This is a genomic window from Leisingera sp. CC-HEC093, from assembly GCF_059429195.1.
Map to the genome: position 1 here is coordinate 1,667,415 of NZ_JCAIJR010000001.1, position 17,442 is coordinate 1,684,856.

At 61.4% G+C, this 17,442-nt stretch carries 11 protein-coding genes; 10 read left to right on the top strand and 1 reads right to left on the bottom strand.

Annotated features, from left to right (window positions below; all coding sequences use genetic code 11):
• Window positions 1-306: 306 nt before the first annotated feature.
• From AC5STB_RS08065 to AC5STB_RS08100, 8 genes are all read left to right on the top strand, one after another.
• Window positions 307-1,557 carry a pyridoxal-phosphate-dependent aminotransferase family protein gene (locus AC5STB_RS08065; protein WP_495442430.1) on the top strand — a complete coding sequence of 417 codons (1,251 nt, stop codon included), beginning with the start codon at window positions 307-309 and terminating at the stop codon, window positions 1,555-1,557.
• Window positions 1,558-1,589: 32 nt separating this feature from the next.
• Complete coding sequence (locus tag AC5STB_RS08070; RefSeq protein WP_260002053.1) at window positions 1,590-2,789, top strand: malate--CoA ligase subunit beta; 1,200 nt, start codon at window positions 1,590-1,592, stop codon at window positions 2,787-2,789.
• Complete coding sequence (gene sucD, locus AC5STB_RS08075; protein WP_027236207.1) at window positions 2,786-3,679, top strand: succinate--CoA ligase subunit alpha; 894 nt, start codon at window positions 2,786-2,788, stop codon at window positions 3,677-3,679. Before AC5STB_RS08070 ends, sucD begins: the two co-directional genes overlap by 4 nt.
• Window positions 3,680-3,777: 98 nt before the next feature.
• Entirely contained in the window at window positions 3,778-4,749 is a 972-nt protein-coding gene (locus AC5STB_RS08080) for a 2-hydroxyacid dehydrogenase (RefSeq protein WP_495442431.1), read from the top strand.
• On the top strand, window positions 4,749-7,409 hold the full coding sequence (locus AC5STB_RS08085; RefSeq protein WP_495442432.1) for a phosphoenolpyruvate carboxylase: 2,661 nt from the start codon (window positions 4,749-4,751) through the stop codon (window positions 7,407-7,409). The genes AC5STB_RS08080 and AC5STB_RS08085 overlap by 1 nt, the downstream gene beginning before the upstream one ends.
• A gap of 13 nt (window positions 7,410-7,422) precedes the next feature.
• Complete coding sequence (gene glyA, locus AC5STB_RS08090; protein WP_495442433.1) at window positions 7,423-8,706, top strand: serine hydroxymethyltransferase; 1,284 nt, start codon at window positions 7,423-7,425, stop codon at window positions 8,704-8,706.
• Between the two features lie 206 nt (window positions 8,707-8,912).
• Entirely contained in the window at window positions 8,913-9,704 is a 792-nt protein-coding gene (locus AC5STB_RS08095; protein ID WP_495442434.1) for a DeoR/GlpR family DNA-binding transcription regulator, read from the top strand.
• A gap of 141 nt (window positions 9,705-9,845) precedes the next feature.
• Complete coding sequence (locus AC5STB_RS08100) at window positions 9,846-10,685, top strand: EamA family transporter (protein WP_495442435.1); 840 nt, start codon at window positions 9,846-9,848, stop codon at window positions 10,683-10,685.
• 14 nt (window positions 10,686-10,699) lie between these two features.
• Here AC5STB_RS08100 and AC5STB_RS08105 read toward each other — a convergent pair whose 3' ends face one another.
• Window positions 10,700-13,651, bottom strand: coding sequence for a PAS domain S-box protein (locus AC5STB_RS08105; RefSeq protein ID WP_495442436.1), 2,952 nt, complete (start codon window positions 13,649-13,651; stop codon window positions 10,700-10,702).
• Between the two features lie 141 nt (window positions 13,652-13,792).
• Between AC5STB_RS08105 and AC5STB_RS08110 the strand changes: the two genes are divergently transcribed.
• Entirely contained in the window at window positions 13,793-14,314 is a 522-nt protein-coding gene (locus tag AC5STB_RS08110) for a hypothetical protein (RefSeq protein WP_495442437.1), read from the top strand.
• A 160-nt stretch (window positions 14,315-14,474) separates the two neighbouring features.
• Complete coding sequence (locus AC5STB_RS08115) at window positions 14,475-17,354, top strand: Hint domain-containing protein (RefSeq protein WP_495442438.1); 2,880 nt, start codon at window positions 14,475-14,477, stop codon at window positions 17,352-17,354.
• Window positions 17,355-17,442 lie beyond the last annotated feature (88 nt).

Consider the following 17,442-nt stretch of genomic DNA (forward strand, 5'->3'; position numbering starts at 1 on the left):
GATATCGGGGAAACTTTGTCGCTTATAGGAGCCATTTGGTGCCCTTTTGTAAAAAACCACCCAAATGGGTGGGTCCTATTTCGGTATGCAACGGTATTTTTACCGATTTAGGTAGGTTTTTCCCCACCCATTTAGATACCCAAAAGCAGGATATAGGAATGTTGCGGGTTTTGTCGACCTAGGGTTTCCTTGGGTTAACAGATGTTGCACTACAGGAAACAAACCTTCCCGCAGCGAAGATCGCCGCGAAGAAGGCCCGGGACCTCCGGCACATCGCCGACACGACAACAGCGAGGCCTGACCCTGATGACTGAACCCACGATCTTTCCCAGCCTGGAAATCCCGGAAACCTTGGCCGCTGGCCCTGGCCCGGGCAATACCGACCCCCGTGTGCTGCAGGCCTTTGCCAACACCGGCCTGGCCGACCACATGCAGGCGGACGTGCTGCGCGGCATGATCGAGTGCAAGCAGATGCTGCGCGACCTTTGGGGCACTGCCAACACCTACACCTACGGCGTTGGCGGCACCGGCTTCTCGGGTCTGGACTGCATGCTGAACGCGATCCTGCCGGGTGACACCGTAGTTGCCTTCCAGAATGGCACCTTCTCGGGCATCGACGCGATGACCATCCGCATGAAGGCCGCCACCCGCGAGGAGCTGGCCGCCGATGCGATGAACCCGCAACCGGCCTCCGTCACCGTGGTGGACGTGCCGCATGGCGAGTCGGTTTCCGGCAAACTGGTGGAGCAGGTGCTGGCTGAGAAGAAACCCAAGTGGGCCTTTATGGCGCATTGGGAAACCGGCTCGGGCCGCATCAACGACCTCAAGGGCTTCTCGGATGCCTGTGTGAAGCACGGCGTGATGGGTCTGATCGACGCGGTGTCCTCGCTGGGCATCGAGGATTTTTCGATCGACGATTACCCAGGCGTTGCCGGCTGGGCGTCCTGCCCGCAGAAGGGCGTGCTGTGCCTGCCGCTGACCTATGCGCCGGTGTCCTTCACCGAACAGTACATCCAGACCGTGCGCGAGAACGGCTGCCATTCTTATGTCCACAATCCGATCCTGGAAGCCCGCCACTGGGGTATCGTGGATGGTGAGGACGTTGCCGCCGGCACCTACCACCGCACCCATTCCGGCTATGCCGTTGCCGCCTTCCACGAGGCGTTGCGCATCACTCTGCAGCACGGCCGCGCCCAGAAGGCCCGCGATTATGCGTTCCACGAGAAAGCGCTGCGCGATGCGGTGACCGCGATGGGTTGCGATGTGACCAGCAACATGACCAGCCTGGTGGTTCTGAACCTGCCCGGCGATCTGGCTGGCCGCGAAAAGGAACTCGTCGGCAACTGCCGCGCCGTGGGCTTTGGCATCTGGCCGACCCTGTCGGAGCCGGTGCAGGTCCGCATCGGCATCCTGAACCAGATCACCCCCGCTGCCATCACCGAGATCGTCAACCGCTTCGGCGCGGCGATGAACGATATGGGCGCAACCGTCGACATGGAGGCGATCAACACCCTGCTCGACAAGCATTACGCACCGGAACTGGAACCGGCTGAGTAATAGATTCCCGCATCCATGAGGAGGATAGGACCATGGATATCCACGAGTATCAGGCCAAGGAAGTTCTGAGCAACTTCGGCGTGACAGTTCCGCCGGGCGCGCTGGCCTACAGCCCCGAGCAGGCGGCCTACCGCGCGCGGGAACTGGGCGGCGACAAATGGATCGTCAAAGCCCAGGTTCACGCAGGCGGCCGCGGCAAGGCGGGCGGTGTCAAGCTGTGCAACTCGGAAGCCGAGATCTATGAGGCGACAGAGAACCTGTTCGGCAAGAAGCTGGTGACACACCAGACCGGCCCCGAGGGCAAAGGCATCTACCGTGTCTATGTCGAAGGTGCGGTGCCGATCGCCCGCGAGATCTACCTCGGCTTTGTGCTGGACAGGTCAAGCCAGCGGGTGATGATTGTTGCGTCGTCCGAAGGTGGCATGGAGATTGAGGAGATCTCTGCCGAGCGGCCCGAGTCCATCGTGCGCTCGACAGTTGAGCCGGCCGTGGGCCTGCAGGACTTTCAGGCGCGGGAAATCGCGTTTGCCCTGGGCATCGAACCGGCGATGACGCAGCAGATGGTGCGCACCCTCAAGGGCTGCTACCAGGCGTTCTCCGAACTGGACGCCACCATGGTCGAGATCAACCCGCTGGTGGTTACCTCGGACAACCGGGTCATCGCGCTGGACGCCAAGATGACCTTTGACGACAACGCCCTGTTCCGCCACCCGCAGATCGCGGAACTGCGCGACAAATCCCAGGAAGATCCGCGCGAAAGCCGTGCTGCTGACCGCGGCCTGTCTTATGTCGGCCTGGAAGGCAACATTGGCTGCATCGTGAACGGCGCAGGCCTGGCGATGGCGACCATGGACACTATCAAGCTGGCTGGTGGCGAGCCTGCCAACTTCCTGGACATCGGCGGCGGTGCCACGCCCGAACGGGTCGCTAAGGCCTTCCGCTTGGTGATGTCCGACAGCAATGTGCAAGCGGTTCTGGTCAACATCTTTGCCGGCATCAACCGCTGCGACTGGGTTGCCGAAGGCGTGTGCCAGGCGCTGAAAGAGGTTCAGGTCGACGTGCCCGTGGTGGTCCGTCTTGCAGGCACCAATGTGGAGGAAGGCCAGAAGATTCTGGCGCAATCCGGCCTGCCGTTGATCCGCGCAACCTCGCTGATGGAAGCTGCTGAGCGGGCCGTTGGCGCGTGGAAAAACGATCTTGATCAAAACACTCGTGTGAGGGCCGTCAAATGAGCATCCTTCTTGATCGCGAAAGCAAAGTCATCGTTCAGGGCATCACCGGCAAAATCGCCCGGTTCCACACCAAGGACATGATTGAATACGGCACCAACGTCGTGGGCGGCGTGGTACCGGGCAAGGGCGGCGAAACCGTCGAGGGCGTGCCGGTCTTCAACACCGTGAAAGAAGCGGTTGAGGCCACCGGCGCCAATGCCTCTTTGGTGTTCGTGCCGCCGCCGTTTGCAGCCGACTCCATCATGGAAGCGGCGGATGCTGGCATCAACTATTGCGTCTGCATCACCGACGGCATTCCGGCCCAGGACATGATCCGGGTGAAGCGGTACATGTACCGCTATCCCAAGGACAAGCGGATGATCCTGACCGGCCCCAACTGCGCCGGCACCATCTCGCCGGGCAAGGCGCTCTTGGGCATCATGCCGGGCCATATCTACCTGCCGGGCACCGTGGGCATTATCGGCCGGTCCGGCACCCTGGGCTATGAAGCCGCGGCGCAGTTGAAAGAGCTGGGCCTGGGGGTTTCCACCTCTGTCGGCATTGGCGGCGACCCGATCAACGGCTCCTCCTTTAAGGACATCCTGGAATGGTTCGAGAAAGATCCGGAAACCGAGGTCATCGCTATGATCGGTGAAATCGGCGGCCCGCAGGAAGCGGAAGCGGCGGATTACATCAAGAACCACGTGACCAAGCCGGTGGTGGCCTATGTCGCAGGTCTGACTGCACCCAAGGGCCGCACCATGGGCCATGCGGGCGCGATCATCTCGGCCTTCGGTGAATCCGCTTCCGAGAAGGTGGAGATCCTGTCGGCGGCCGGCGTGACCGTTGCCGAGAACCCCGCTGTGATCGGGGAGACCATCGCAAGCGTGATGAAAAAGAACGCTGCCTGATCCGGCTTTGGGTCAGGCGCAACGCTCCACCCCTGGCCTGGGGCAATGGCGGGGGTGGGGCGCATTAATAAGCACAAGCACGTCAGGGAGATGACATCATGGCAAAGCCCAAGGTTCTGGTGACCCGCCGCTGGCCCGCCGCAGTTGAGGCGCAACTGTCCGAGGCGTTTGATGCTGTGCTGAACACGGGCGACAGGCCGCTGACCGAGGACGAGCTGCGCGCAGCTATGACGTCCTATGACGCGGTGCTGCCGACCGTGACCGACAAGATCTCAGCCAAGGCGTTCGACATTGCCAAACCACAGGCCCGGATCCTGGCCAACTACGGCGTCGGCTACTCCCATATTGATATGCAAGGTGCCGCAGGCCACGGCATGACGGTGACCAACACGCCGGATGTGCTGAGTGAATGCACCGCTGACATTGCCATGACGCTGCTGTTGATGGTGGCTCGCCGGGCCGGCGAAGGCGAGCGTGAGTTGCGCGCCGGCGAATGGACAGGCTGGCGCCCGACCCACTTGGTCGGCACCAAGGTTTCCGGCAAGACGCTGGGCATTGTCGGTTTTGGCCGCATCGGCCAGGAAATGGCGCGGCGTGCCCATCATGGTTTTAACATGAAGATCGTGGTGCAGAACCGCTCCTGCGTGTCCCCCGATATCCTGGCCCGCTACAACGCCACCCAGGTCGACAACCTGGAAGAGCTGATGCCGCAGTGCGACTTTGTCTCGCTGCATTGCCCGGGTGGTTCCGCCAACCGGCACCTGATCAATACCCGGATGCTGAACCTGATGAAGCCGGACGCCATCCTTATCAATACAGCCCGCGGCGAGGTAATTGACGAATTGGCCCTGTCCCGCGCCCTGTGGTTCGAAACCATCGGCGGCGCTGGGCTGGATGTGTTCGACGGCGAGCCGCGCATCAACCCCGACCTGATGGACTGCGACAACCTGGTAATGCTGCCGCATCTGGGCAGCGCTACCCGCGAGGCGCGTGAGGCGATGGGCTTCCGTGTGCTTGATAACCTGACCGATTTCTTTGCAGGGCGTGAACCGCGCGACCGGGTGATGTGATGGGTGATCCTGCCGAAACCACCTCTGCGGATCCTGCAGGCACCAGATATGCTGCCGGGCTTCGCGCCGAATTGCATGCGCTGTGGCTGGATGTCCTGCGTCAGCGGGCGCCGGAAGTTGCTGCCCAGGCGATATCCGAAACCGCCTGGGACTTGTCTGATGGACAGCCCGCGACCGCCTACATGCAGGCCTTCAACATCTGGTTTCAGTTGCTGAAGATCGTCGAGGAAAACGCCGCTATGCGCGACCGCCGCATGGCAGAAACGCAGGACGGGCCGGAAGTGGTCGAGGGCAGCTTTGCCCGCGCGCTGGATCTGGCCGGGGAGCTGGCCACGCCTGAACGGTTGAAGGAAGTCGCCAGCCAGTTTTCCATCGGTCCGACCCTGACGGCGCATCCGACCGAGGCCAAGCGGGTCACCATCCTGGAAATTCACCGCCGTATCTACCGCGGGCTGGTATCGCTGGAGGCCAAACGCTGGACCCCGCGCGAACGTGCCGATTTGCTGGAGGATCTGCGGTCGGAAGTCGACCTCCTGTGGATGACGGGTGAGCTGCGCCGCGACCGGCCCAGCCTGCAAGATGAAATCCAATGGGGTCTGCAGTTCTTCCGCGACAGCTTGTATCAAGCGGTGCCGCAGCTGTTTGGGCGCTACATTGCAGCAGCTGGACCGCGGCTGGGCGAGAGTGCTGATGCGCCCTGTCTTAAGTTCCATTCCTGGATCGGCGGCGACCGCGACGGTAACCCGAATGTGACCGTGGAGGCGACTGCGGCAGCGTTGACTGCGAACCGCGCAGCGATCCTGAAGCGGTACCAGAAGGCGCTGACCACCGCGGCGGAGCGGATTTCGATTTCGGCAGCTGTGTTTGCCTTGCCGGACAGCGCTTCTGCCCGGCTGGCAAAGGTTATTGCAGCGGCCCCCGGTGCCGCTGGGGTCTCTGCCCGCAATCCGGGCGAAGTTTTCCGCCAGGCGCTGACTGCGGTCCTGACGCGGGTCAAGGCCACCGCGGCAGAGGAGACAGGTGCGTATAAGCACTTGGGTGACTTTGTAGCCGATCTGTCCGAGGTCGAAGAGGCGCTTGAGGAAATCGGCGCGCACCGTTTGGCCGCCCGCTATGTGCGTCCGATCCGCTGGCAGGCCGATGTTTTCGGCTTCCGCACGGTGACGCTGGATATCCGCCAGAATTCGACCATGACTACCGAAACGCTGACCGAAATCTGGGGGCGTTCGGGTGAGGTGCCGGAGTTTGGCAGCCCGGAATGGTCGGCGCGCCTGCGCAAGGAATTAGGCAGCGCATCGCTTCCTTACATGACGCCGGATGAGCTGAGCCCGCAGAGCGGCGAACTGCTGAAACTGCTGCGGCTGATGCGCGATGCCGGCGCGGGGGAAGACCCGCAGGCGATGGGGCCGTTCATCCTGTCGATGACCCGCTCCACCGACGACTTGCTGGGGGTCTATCTGCTGGCGCGATACGCGGGGTTCGGCGCCGAAAAGGCGGCGCTCAAGGTGGTTCCGCTGTTTGAAACCATCGGTGACCTTCGCGCGGCACCCGGTATTCTCGACGGGCTTCTGGACGTGCCCTTTGCCCGCCGATCGCTGAAATCCAGCGACAACCGTATCGAGGTGATGCTGGGCTACTCCGACAGCAACAAGGACGGTGGTTTTCTCTGCTCTACCTGGGAGCTGGAAAAGGCGCAGCGCCTGATCACCCGCACCCTGGCGGCGCACCGGATGAAACCGGTGTTCTTCCACGGCCGCGGCGGCTCTGTCTCCCGCGGCGGGGCACCTGCGGAGCGCGCCATTGCAGCACAGCCTGCAGGCACCATCGCGGGGCAGATGCGGATCACCGAGCAGGGCGAAGTTGTCAGCTCAAAATACGCAAACCGCGGCACCGCGCTGCATCAACTGGAACTGATGGCATCTTCGGTTTTGCGCCATTCGCTGCAGGAAGGCACGCCGCCGGTGAACCCGGAGTTCGATGATGCCTTTGAGGCCCTCGCAGGAATGTCCCAGGCTGCCTATTCCAACCTGCTGAACGCGCAGGGTTTCCTGGATTATTTCCAGCAAGCCAGCCCGGTGGAAGAACTGGCGATGCTCAAGATCGGCTCGCGTCCCGCCCGCCGTTTCGGGGCAGGCTCGCTGGATGATCTGCGGGCGATCCCTTGGGTCTTTGCCTGGTCGCAGAACCGCCATATGATCACCGGCTGGTACGGCTTCGGCGCGGCGGTTGCCAGCTTCCGCAAGTTCCGCGGCGCGCGCGGAGACGTGGTGCTGCAGGACATGTTCACGGGTTCGCCGCTGTTCCGCCTGGTGGTGGACGAGGTCGAAAAGACCCTGCTGCAAAGCGATATGGAGATCGCTTCCGATTACGCAACGCTAGTGCAGGACGTTGAAATCCGCGAGCGCATTTTTGGCTCCATCCGCAAGGAGTATCAGCTTGCCTGTGAGGCAATTCTGTTTCTGACCCGAGACAGCGGCCTGGCGCAGCGCTTTCCGCGCCTGCGTGCCCGCTTGGGCCGCGTCGAAAACATGCTGCGCGAAATTCACAAGACCCAGGTGCGTCTCTTGCGGGAAAATCGCGCCGAGAAGCCTTCAACAGTGCCAGTCCCGCTGATGCAGTCAATGAACTGCGTGGCTGCGGGGCTTGGCTGGACAGGATAGACAGGAGCCCCGAATGTCCAAAGATCTCTTTTTCACCCAATCCCTCTCTGAGCGCGATCCTGAACTTTATGCCTCGATCACGGCGGAGCTGGGCCGCCAGCGCGACGAGATCGAGCTGATTGCGTCTGAGAACATCGTCTCTGCCGCAGTGATGGAAGCGCAAGGATCCGTGCTGACCAACAAGTATGCCGAAGGCTACCCGGGACGGCGCTACTATGGCGGCTGCCAGTATGTCGACGTGGCCGAAAACCTGGCCATCGACCGCGCCAAGGCGCTGTTCGGCTGTGAGTTCGCCAACGTGCAGCCGAACTCCGGCAGCCAGGCCAACCAGGGCGTGTTCCAGGCGCTGATCCAGCCCGGCGACACCATCCTCGGCATGGATCTGGCCTCCGGCGGCCACCTGACCCATGGTGCGCGCCCCAACCAGTCCGGCAAATGGTTCAACGCGGTGCATTACGGTGTGCGCGAAAGCGACAACCTGATCGATTACGACCAGATCCAGGCGCTGGCAAACGAGCACCAGCCGAAGCTGATCATCGCCGGCGGCTCCGCCATCCCGCGCCAGATCGACTTTGCCAAATTCCGTGAAATCGCGGACAGCGTCGGCGCCTATTTCATGGTCGACATGGCCCATATCGCAGGCCTGATCGCCGCGGGCGAGCATCCCTCGCCGTTCCCGCATGCGCATGTGGCCACCACCACCACCCACAAGACCCTGCGCGGGCCCCGCGGCGGCATGATCGTGACCAACGACGAAGCCATCGCCAAGAAGGTGAACTCGGCGATCTTCCCGGGCATCCAGGGCGGCCCGCTGATGCATGTGATCGCGGGCAAGGCCGCGGCCTTCGGCGAGGCGCTGAAGCCGGAGTTCAAGGCCTACCAGAAGCAGGTCAAGGCCAACGCAGCGGCGCTGGCGGACCAGCTGATCCAGGGCGGCCTGGACATCGTCACCGGCGGCACCGACACCCATGTCATGCTGGTCGACCTGCGCCCCAAGGGCGTCACCGGCAACATCGCCGACAAGGCACTGGGCCGGGCCCATATCACCACCAACAAGAACGGCATCCCGTTCGACCCGGAAAAGCCCACCGTGACCTCCGGCCTGCGCCTGGGCACGCCCGCCGGCACCACCCGCGGCTTCGGCGAAGGTGAGTTCCGCCAGATCGCCGACCTGATCATCGAGGTGATCGACGGGCTGGCCGCCAACGGTGAAGAGGGCAACGCGGATGTGGAAGCCTCCGTCCGCGCCAAGGTCGCGGATCTCTGCGCCAGGTTCCCGCTCTATCCGAACCTGTAAGAGCCCGACGAATTGAAGAAATCCAACCGCCGCAGCTTGAATGGTTGCGGCGGTTTTGTTTTGCGGCGAAGAGGATCTGCGCTATGCGGCACCGCGCTTTTGCAGGGCAAAGCGGGAATACACTGGGTGCCGCGGTAAACTCTTGAATTGCACAGCCGGGCTGTGCCTAATCGTGCGGAACCGGCAGAAACAAACGGACTATTCTTTTGTCAGACTCTTTATCCCTTTCGCATCGTGAAATGGAGCTGGTGGACGCCTTACGCCGCCTGGGCGGTTCTGCCCGCAGCGCGGAGCTGGCCAAGATGCTGGATGTCTCCGAAGAAACCGTGCGCCGCACTATCAAAGCGCTGAACAAGGCCGGTGCTGTACAGCGTGTGCACGGGGGCGCCTTTCTGGCCGGCCCGCAAAGTGCAACCAGTTTTGCCCGGCGCATTTCTGAGAACCAGAAGGAAAAGGCAAAGATTGCGGCGCTGGCGTCTGGTCATGTGCGCGATGGTATGGCGCTTTTTTTGGATGTCGGTTCCACCACCGCGTTCGTTGCAGAAGAATTGCGCCAGAAATCGGGGCTGATAGTGGTGACCAACTCCATCGGGGCTGCGCAAACTTTGGCGAACCACAACGGGAACCGTGTGCATTTTCTGGGCGGTGAAATGCAGAGCAATGAGCGTGGAACATTCGGGTTTGTTGCCGAACGGCAGCTGCGCCGGTTCTCGCTGGATCTGGCAATCCTTTCCGCCGATGCGCTGTCCGCCAAACATGGGGTGCTTTACCACAGTGCAGAGGAAGCCCAGCTGGCGAGCGTGGCCGCTGAATGCGTACAACAGGTTGCCATCGCCATGGCCCATCCCAAGTTCGCAGAAACCGCTCCGCACTGCGGGCCGGAGCCGCGCAGGATCGGCCTTTTGTTCACAGACCAGAATCCAGGCAAAAAGCTGTCTGCCGCTTTGACTGGCTGGGGGGTCAAGACGGTGGTTGCCCGGGTGGCGGAAGATGTCTGAAGTAGCAAATGCTACGCCGTAATTTCAGTGCGGCGGGTCCGTATTCCGCGATAGCGGCAGGCCAGGAATTTCAGTTGCCGCCGCAGCAAAACGCTGAAATTCCCCTCGCGGCCAGTCACTCGCCAGCAGACCGATCCTGATATGACACCCACTGTAATTGCCATCATTCTGTCAGCAGCCCTGCTGCATGCGGTGTGGAACGCTATCGTCAAAACAGCTGCCGACCGGACTACGACGCTTGGTTTGGTCGCCTTTGGCCAGGTCATCCCCAGTGCTGTGATGATAGCCGTCCTGCCACTGCCATCGGCGGAAAGCACTCCTTACATCCTGATCTCGACTGTCGTGCATTTCGGTTACTACTACATGCTGGGCCGTGCCTATCAGCATGGTGATCTTAGTGTGGTCTACCCGATCGCCCGCGGTATCGTGCCGGCGCTGGTTGGCATCTGGGCGATGGTCCTGGCCGGCGAAGTGCTGCCGCTGCAGGCCTGGGCAGGAATAGCGGTAATTGCCTTAGGTATCCAGCTCAGCAGCTGGAAGGCGTTGCGCTCGGGTGTGGGGCGGGCGGCCTTGGGATATGCGGTGGGAACGGGATTTTGCATTTCGATCTATTCCGTGGTCGACGGCCTGGGGGTGCGTTTGTCCGGCAATACGCTCAGCTACTGGGCCTGGGGCGCCTTCCTGCATATATTTATCGCCGGGTTTGTTGCTCTGCGCAGGCGCCGGGCCTTGGCGGCCATGCCGGCAAGAGTCTGGGCCTTGGGTATTGCCGGTGGCCTGGTGTCGATGACGGCCTACGGGCTGGTGCTTTATGCCAAGAATTTTGCTCCGCTGGGGGCCGTCTCTGCGCTGCGGGAGACTTCCGTGATCTTTGCGGCTCTGATCGGGTTTGTATTCCTCAAAGAAGGCTATTGGATGCGGCGGCTGGGTTCAGCTGTGCTAATGGCAGCCGGCGTGGCGCTCATTGGGGCCGCTGTGTAAATCCGCGGCCGCGGTTATGCGCTGGCACGGGGCTCCTGCCGTGCGGGCGTCTCTGCCAGAAGCGCCGCCAGAGTATTCAGAAGCAGTGCTTTCTTAATCGGCTTGGCGAGGAAATGATCCATCCCGGCCTCCAGGCAGGCTTGCTGGTCGCTGGCAAAGGCATTAGCTGTCAAGGCAACTATGATCGGTTGCGAAATCGGAAGACTGCGGATTTCCCGTGTGGCGCCTATCCCGTCCAGAACCGGCATAGACATGTCCATCAGGATGACATCCGGTTGCAGCTCCTCACACATTTCCACCGCGGCACGGCCGTTCGCAGCCTCCACCAGGTCGACGGGCTGGCCGCGCAAGAACTTGCGGATCAGCAGCCTGTTGGTCTGGTTGTCCTCAGCCAGCAGCACCTTGCAAGGGCAAAGCTGCGGCGCGTTGTCCTGCAAGAAGCTATCGGTCCCTTGCGGTGCCAGCCGGGCGGGCGCCAATTGCAGCTCTAACCGGAAACAGGATCCCTGGCCTGGCTCAGACAGGACAGAGATACCACCGCCCATCCGTTTTGCCAGCATGCTGGAAATGGTAAGGCCAAGACCGGTGCCGCCGAAGGCCTTGGTCGTGGCAGCATCTGCCTGGGTAAAGCGGTCAAAAATATGAAGGGCCTGTTGCTCGGATAGTCCGATGCCGCTGTCTTCGACCTCCACGATCAGGCGGTACAGGTCGCCAGGCGCATGAGAGACGCGGACGGCGATCCTGCCTTCGGGTGTGAACTTCACCGCATTGCCGATCAGGTTGACCAGGATTTGGCGCAGGCGCCCGTCATCACCGTGGAACTGCTCAGGCATCTGATCAGCATAGCTGATCTCGAGCATGATATCTTTTTCCAAGGCTTTTTGCCGGAACAGGTTGGCCGCGCTGTTTACGCAGTCGCGAAGGTTGAAGTCCTCTTCTGCGATGGAGAATTTGCCTGCCTCCAGGCGCGATACGTCGAGAATGTCATTGATGATTTTCAACAGGGCCTGGGCTGAGCTGCGGATGGTTTCGACATTCTGCTGTTCGTCAGGCGGCAGCTCAGCTTCAGCAAGAAGGTCTGCCATGCCGATAATCCCGTTCATCGGCGTGCGGATTTCATGGCTCATGTTTGCCAGGAACTCAGACTTGGCCCGGTCTGCTTGTTCCGCTGCTATCTTGGCTTCGGCGAGCTCGCGTTCGCGCTGTTTGCTATGGGTAATATCGCGCTCGATGCCGATGATCAGGTCGACCGTGCCATCGGCACCGGTTACCGGAACAATGTTGGTGTCGAACCAGACTTCGCTGCCTGATTTCGTGTAATTCAATACCTCGTTGTGGTAGCGGATGCCGAGGTCTTTGTGCCGGTTCATCTCGCGGATGACCCCGGTGTCTGTTTGCGGCCCATCCAGCAACTCAGACGGGGTGCGGCCTATGGCGTCTTCGGCTGGGTATCCGGTGGCGCGTGTGAAGGCGTCGTTGACCCAGAGAATCTGCCGCTTGGCATCTGTCAGGATGATGCTGTCAGAGGCGTGTTTGGCGACCAGCGAAAGCCGGTGCAGTTCCGCTTGCTGCTTTTGCAGTGCGGCGTGCGCCTGTTCGAGTGCCTGCTTACCCTGCTTAAGCTCGCTATTACGTTCCGACAGGGTCTGGTTGGCGCGGATCAGCTCCTCGCGCAGGCGTACATCTTCGGAAACGTTCCAATTGACACCGATCATCCATTCGCGGCCCTGCGCGTCTGTGAACGGGCTGGCCAACGCACGAATATGTTTCACCGTTCCATCTTCCTGCACGATCCGAAAATCCGAGGCGAAATGCGTGTTGCCGTCTTCGGCTGCCTGCAACGCCTTGGCGACCCTGCTGCGGTCGTCCGGGTGCAGTTTGCTCATCCAGGCTGGGCCTGTCAGCGGGCCGTTTGCAGCGGGAACGCCGTACAATTCGTGCATGCGGCTGTCCCAGCTCACCCTCTGGTTCTTGGCGTCGCATTCCCAGATGCCGACACGTGAGGTCTTCACGGCAATCTCCAACCGCCGTGAAACCGCTTCCAGCTCCGCCTCGCGGTGCCGCAGCTTGCGAATCACGCTTTGGCGCGCGTTAGACAGCCTGCCTGCCAGAAAAGTCGGGAAAATGATGAGCGCGCCGGCTGCCACCAGGGCAAGCCGCAATTGCCACAAATTGCCTGGGTCGCGCTGCCAGCCGCCGTTCGGGCGGGCCGCCAGCTGCCAGGAGCCGACGGGCAGATTTATGTTCAGCAGGACGGGGTCATCTGTGACGATGTCCGGGGTGCCAAAGAACCGGCTGCCTGCCGCGCCGGTTCCGTCCTGGCCGGTCAGTGCAATGTCCAGGCCGTTGCTGCTTTCAACGCGTGTGGCAGTGTACAGGGTGTCTGTCTCGACAACGGCTGAAAGAATGCCCCAAAAGCGGCGTTCTCCGCCGGTAGCGGTGAAAATCGGCAGCCGGTAAATAAAGCCGGTTCCGCCCTGCACAAGGCTGACGGGGCCTGCCAGAACCATTTCGCCGCTGTCCCGCACCCGGCTGGCGGCCTCTCGCTGTGCCGCGTTCTTATTGTAGTCCAGCCCGATGACAGGTTCATTGCCTGCAACCGGGTAAACCAAAGAGACGACCAGCCCGGGAGCCGCGGCGATATGCCGGATGGCGGTTTTACCCTCCAGCACCTGGGCGGCAATCCGGCCAAACCGCTGCTGCCCCATGTCCGGTTCGGTCGCCAGCATTGCTGCCAGGCCGCGCAGCCGCTGGTAGTCGCCGTTCAGCTGCCCTTCGAGCCGGGATTTTACCATTCCTGCTGCTTGTTGTGTCTCGGCGCGTTGAGACTGGTAGTGAATCGTGGTGTTCTGCCTTTCGGCATACAGTCCCGCAGCGCAGACCACTGCCAAGGCGAGCAGGGCAGGCAGGTACGTCCTGTTGCTGAGCGCGCGCATCCAGCGAGCGGGAAGTCTAACCACGGCCATTCAGCCATCCTTGGTAGTTCAAAAAACACTACTGGCAACTGAGGCCTTGAATTGTGCCAGCTATACGGTTCGGTCCTATTATCCCCTTAAAGTCTGAAAATCTGGTTTTCACAACATACTTGCAATCGGCCGCCGTCCGGTGTGGCTCAGGCGGCGGCTGCGGGCTTCAAAGGGCGGCAGGCGGATGGCTGGATCACCAATCCAGTCTTTTCATCAGAGCGGCCAGGCCGTCGGAAACAGGCAGCGCTTTTTGGGTTTTCCTCATCTTTTCTCAGTCGGCTCCAGTGCCAGGGCGGCGTGGAAAGCTTGGCCCGGCCCGCTGTCTTTGTATGGGCCGTCCAGGTAATTCAATGCAAAGTCTTCAATCTCGTTAATCGAGTAAACCATAATACTCTGCACTTTCGGATGGCAGGCATCCAGAAAACCCTGATCTTTAAGAAAAGTGGCATGACAGGTGTGATGGCACCGCAAAAACGTTTCATTCTGAACGGAAATTTACAAAGGGCCGTGAACTGCTCTCGCAGTGCAGTTGCCCACCCGGTTAGAAACGAAGCGCAGCGAACATCCGCCGGCGTCTGCAGTCAGCACTTTCTGCTGGCTGGCCGGCTGACAAGGCTCTGGAAGAGCAGGCCGCAGGTGAGCCTCATCCCAATAAATGTTTGAAAATAACGTGCTGGATTATAAGCGGGTTTACCCTTCGTTACTGCCGGGGGTGTATTGAACTTGGCTCAAGAGGCGGCTGCCGTTTGCAGTGCGGCCGGACAAGGTCTGCTGTTGGGGGCGCACTCAATACCCGGCAGAGCGGAGAAAAAGAGAGTATACGATGGCCAAACCTGATTGGCTCGCCAGCCTTATTGCATCCCTCACCGGCACCAGGGGCAAGGACAAACTTGCGGGGACCACTGGCGACGACACCATTGACGCAGGGGCTGGTGCTGACACGGTAGCAGGCGAAGAAGGCAGCGACTTCATCAACGCTGGCCAAGGCAATGATGTCATTTACGGCGATATGGGCGACGGTTTCGACCAAGGTGCGGACGCCAGCCCGCTGCAGCTGAAAATCGGCAATATTCAAAGCATCTCGCATGACGGCGGGACAGGGTCGGCAGGCAACCACGCCATCTTCAGCGACATCGCGGCCTTGGCGGATGGTACCAGTGTCTGGGGCAGGCTGGTGCTCGTTGAGAAATCGAACCCGGACATGCTGGTTCGGTTCGGATACACCGAGGGTGCGGAAATCCTGCTGCGGGGGGATCAGGCAGGAGATCAGGCAACCTTCCGTCTGGAGTTCTTCGATCCGGCAACTGGCGAGCCGCTCTATCTGAATTCTACAGCTACCTTTAATGACGTTGATGACAACAGCGGCTTTGGCGATGCCGAGGCGGTCATCATTGACGGCAACAGCTTCACCTCATTTGGTGTCTCGCAGGAATCCTCGCTCAGCACCGCGATTGACGGCAGTATGGTGACGGCGACCGGCACAGAGCGGAACAGTTACACTGACCAGGATGCCTGGTTCTCAGCTGCGTTCGAGGATCAGTCGTCGATTGAGTTCACACTGCAGACGCGGGATGGCCTGGCAGGATTCACTCTGTCCGGCGACGTCATCGATGATGTTGTCACAACTCCGATTGAACAGGGGGCCGACACAGTGTTGGCTGGCGACGGAGATGATGTGGTCTATGGCCAGGGTGGCAACGACTCTCTGCTTGGTGAAGAGGGCGACGACAGCCTGGACGGCGGTGCCGGCGACGATGTTCTGGAAGGGGGCGCCGGCGCGGACACCCTGATCGGTGGCACCGGCGGAGACACCTTGGCCGGCGGCGATGGAGACGATTACATCGACGGTGGCGAAGGCGACGACTTCCTGACCACCGGTCTGGGCAATGACACCCTGATCGGCGGTGAAGGCGATGATACCCTGCAGAACTCTGCGGGCGATGACAGTCTGGTCGGCGGCACCGGCAACGACAGTATCGTCGCGACCGACGGCAACGACACGCTGGAAGGCGGTGACGGCAACGACACCCTGTATGGCGGCAATGACAATGACGTGCTGGCGGGCGGCGCAGATGCGGACCTGATGTACGGCGAGGCCGGCAACGACAGTTTGGACGGCGGCGACGGCAGCGATGTGATGGATGGGGGCGCAGGCGCGGATACCCTGATCGGCGGCCTTGGCGCGGACACGATCTCGGGCGGCGACGGTGACGACTATATTGATGGCGGCGACGGTGACGACAGCCTGACCACTGGCCTGGGCAACGACACCCTGATCGGCGGTGCCGGCAACGACACTCTCAGAAACTCGGCCGGGGACGACAGTCTCGTCGGCGGGACCGGTGATGACAGTATTGTCGCGACTGACGGCAACGACACGCTGGAAGGCGGCGACGGTGCCGACACCATGTACGGCGGCAATGACGACGACCTGCTGATTGGCGGCAGCGGCGACGACCAGATGCATGGCGAGTCCGGCGCGGATACATTCCGGATGTCCGATGGTTATGGAAATGACACCCTGACCGGCGGCGAAGCAGGTAATGACTACGATACGGTCGATGTCTCCAGCGTTACCACGGGTGTCGCCGTCACCTTTACCGGTGACGAAGCGGGCACCATTACCGACGGCACGGACACGATCACCTTCTCTGAGATCGAGGCGCTGACACTCACGGATCAGGCTGACGTGGTGGATGCTTCGGCCGATGGCGCCGGCACCTCAATTGACGCAGGCGCGGGCGACGACATCGTCACTTTTGGTGCTGGGGACGATTCCATCACGAGCGGTTCAGGCTACGATGAGCTTGTCCTGACCGGCGGGGGCGGCATAGACACCGTTAGCGATTTCAGTCTTCTGGATGACGACAGTGACGGATCTTTTAACGATCAGCTGGATGTTTCAGACCTAACCGGGGGCACCGGACCGGACGGTGCCGTTCGCGCCTGGGATGTCTCCGTCAGTAATGATGGGGCTGGCAATGCTCTGCTGACCTTCCCGGGGGGGGAGAAGCTGGTGCTTGAGGGCGTTGATCCGAGCCAGATCACTACCGTGCAGCAAATGCATTCCGCGGGTATTCCTTGCTTTACGCCCAATGTTTTACTTGCCACGCGCCGCGGTGCCGTACCCGCTGGTCAGATCCAGGTTGGCGACTTCTTGCAAACTGCCGACAACGGTTATCAGCCGGTGATCTGGGTCGGGAAGCGGACGCTGAGCGCGGCGGAATTGGCCCTGAGTCCTCACCTTAGGCCTTACTGCGTTCAGCCAGGCGGCTTACTGATGCCGGAGCGGCCTATGCTGCTGTCGCCGCAGCACCGTCTGCTAATCGGGCGCAAGGCTTTCGGGGGCCGCAGCGGGCTGGGGGAGAGCTTCCTGCCGGCCAAGCTGCTGGCAGAGGCCGACGCGGCCTGCCGCCAGGTGCAGGCCGCAACCGGGCCAGTGACCTACGTGCACCTGATGACTGAGAGGCACGAAGTGATTTTTGCTGAAGGCATCGCGACAGAGACCTTTTGGCCAGGTCCAGAAGCAGTCCGCGGTTTGGGCTGTGCGGGGAGGCAGGAGCTGTTTGAATTGTTTCCGGATCTTGCCGCTGTTATGGGCTTTTCTGGCGAAACCGGGCGGGCACAAGTGCGCAAGGCCTATGGTGGCCTCGCGCGCCAGTCCCTGAGACGCCGCGATCTTCAGTCGGTTACCGCTGTCTGAGTTACCAGCAGGTGAGGCGTTAAAGGCAAGACCGCGGACGACCCGCAGAGCATGCCTGTGCTCTGCAGTCATCCCTGGCCGCAGCTTA

Bases quoted from the DNA above. Each gene is read 5' to 3' on its own strand.
- AC5STB_RS08065 (WP_495442430.1), top strand. From the start codon at position 307: ATGACTGAACCCACGATCTTTCCCAGCCTGGAAATCCCGGAAACCTTG.
- AC5STB_RS08070 (WP_260002053.1), top strand. From the start codon at position 1,590: ATGGATATCCACGAGTATCAGGCCAAGGAAGTTCTGAGCAACTTCGGC.
- sucD (WP_027236207.1), top strand. From the start codon at position 2,786: ATGAGCATCCTTCTTGATCGCGAAAGCAAAGTCATCGTTCAGGGCATC.
- AC5STB_RS08080 (WP_495442431.1), top strand. From the start codon at position 3,778: ATGGCAAAGCCCAAGGTTCTGGTGACCCGCCGCTGGCCCGCCGCAGTT.
- AC5STB_RS08085 (WP_495442432.1), top strand. From the start codon at position 4,749: ATGGGTGATCCTGCCGAAACCACCTCTGCGGATCCTGCAGGCACCAGA.
- glyA (WP_495442433.1), top strand. From the start codon at position 7,423: ATGTCCAAAGATCTCTTTTTCACCCAATCCCTCTCTGAGCGCGATCCT.
- AC5STB_RS08100 (WP_495442435.1), top strand. From the start codon at position 9,846: ATGACACCCACTGTAATTGCCATCATTCTGTCAGCAGCCCTGCTGCAT.
- AC5STB_RS08105 (WP_495442436.1), bottom strand. From the start codon at position 13,651: ATGGCCGTGGTTAGACTTCCCGCTCGCTGGATGCGCGCGCTCAGCAAC.
- AC5STB_RS08115 (WP_495442438.1), top strand. From the start codon at position 14,475: ATGGCCAAACCTGATTGGCTCGCCAGCCTTATTGCATCCCTCACCGGC.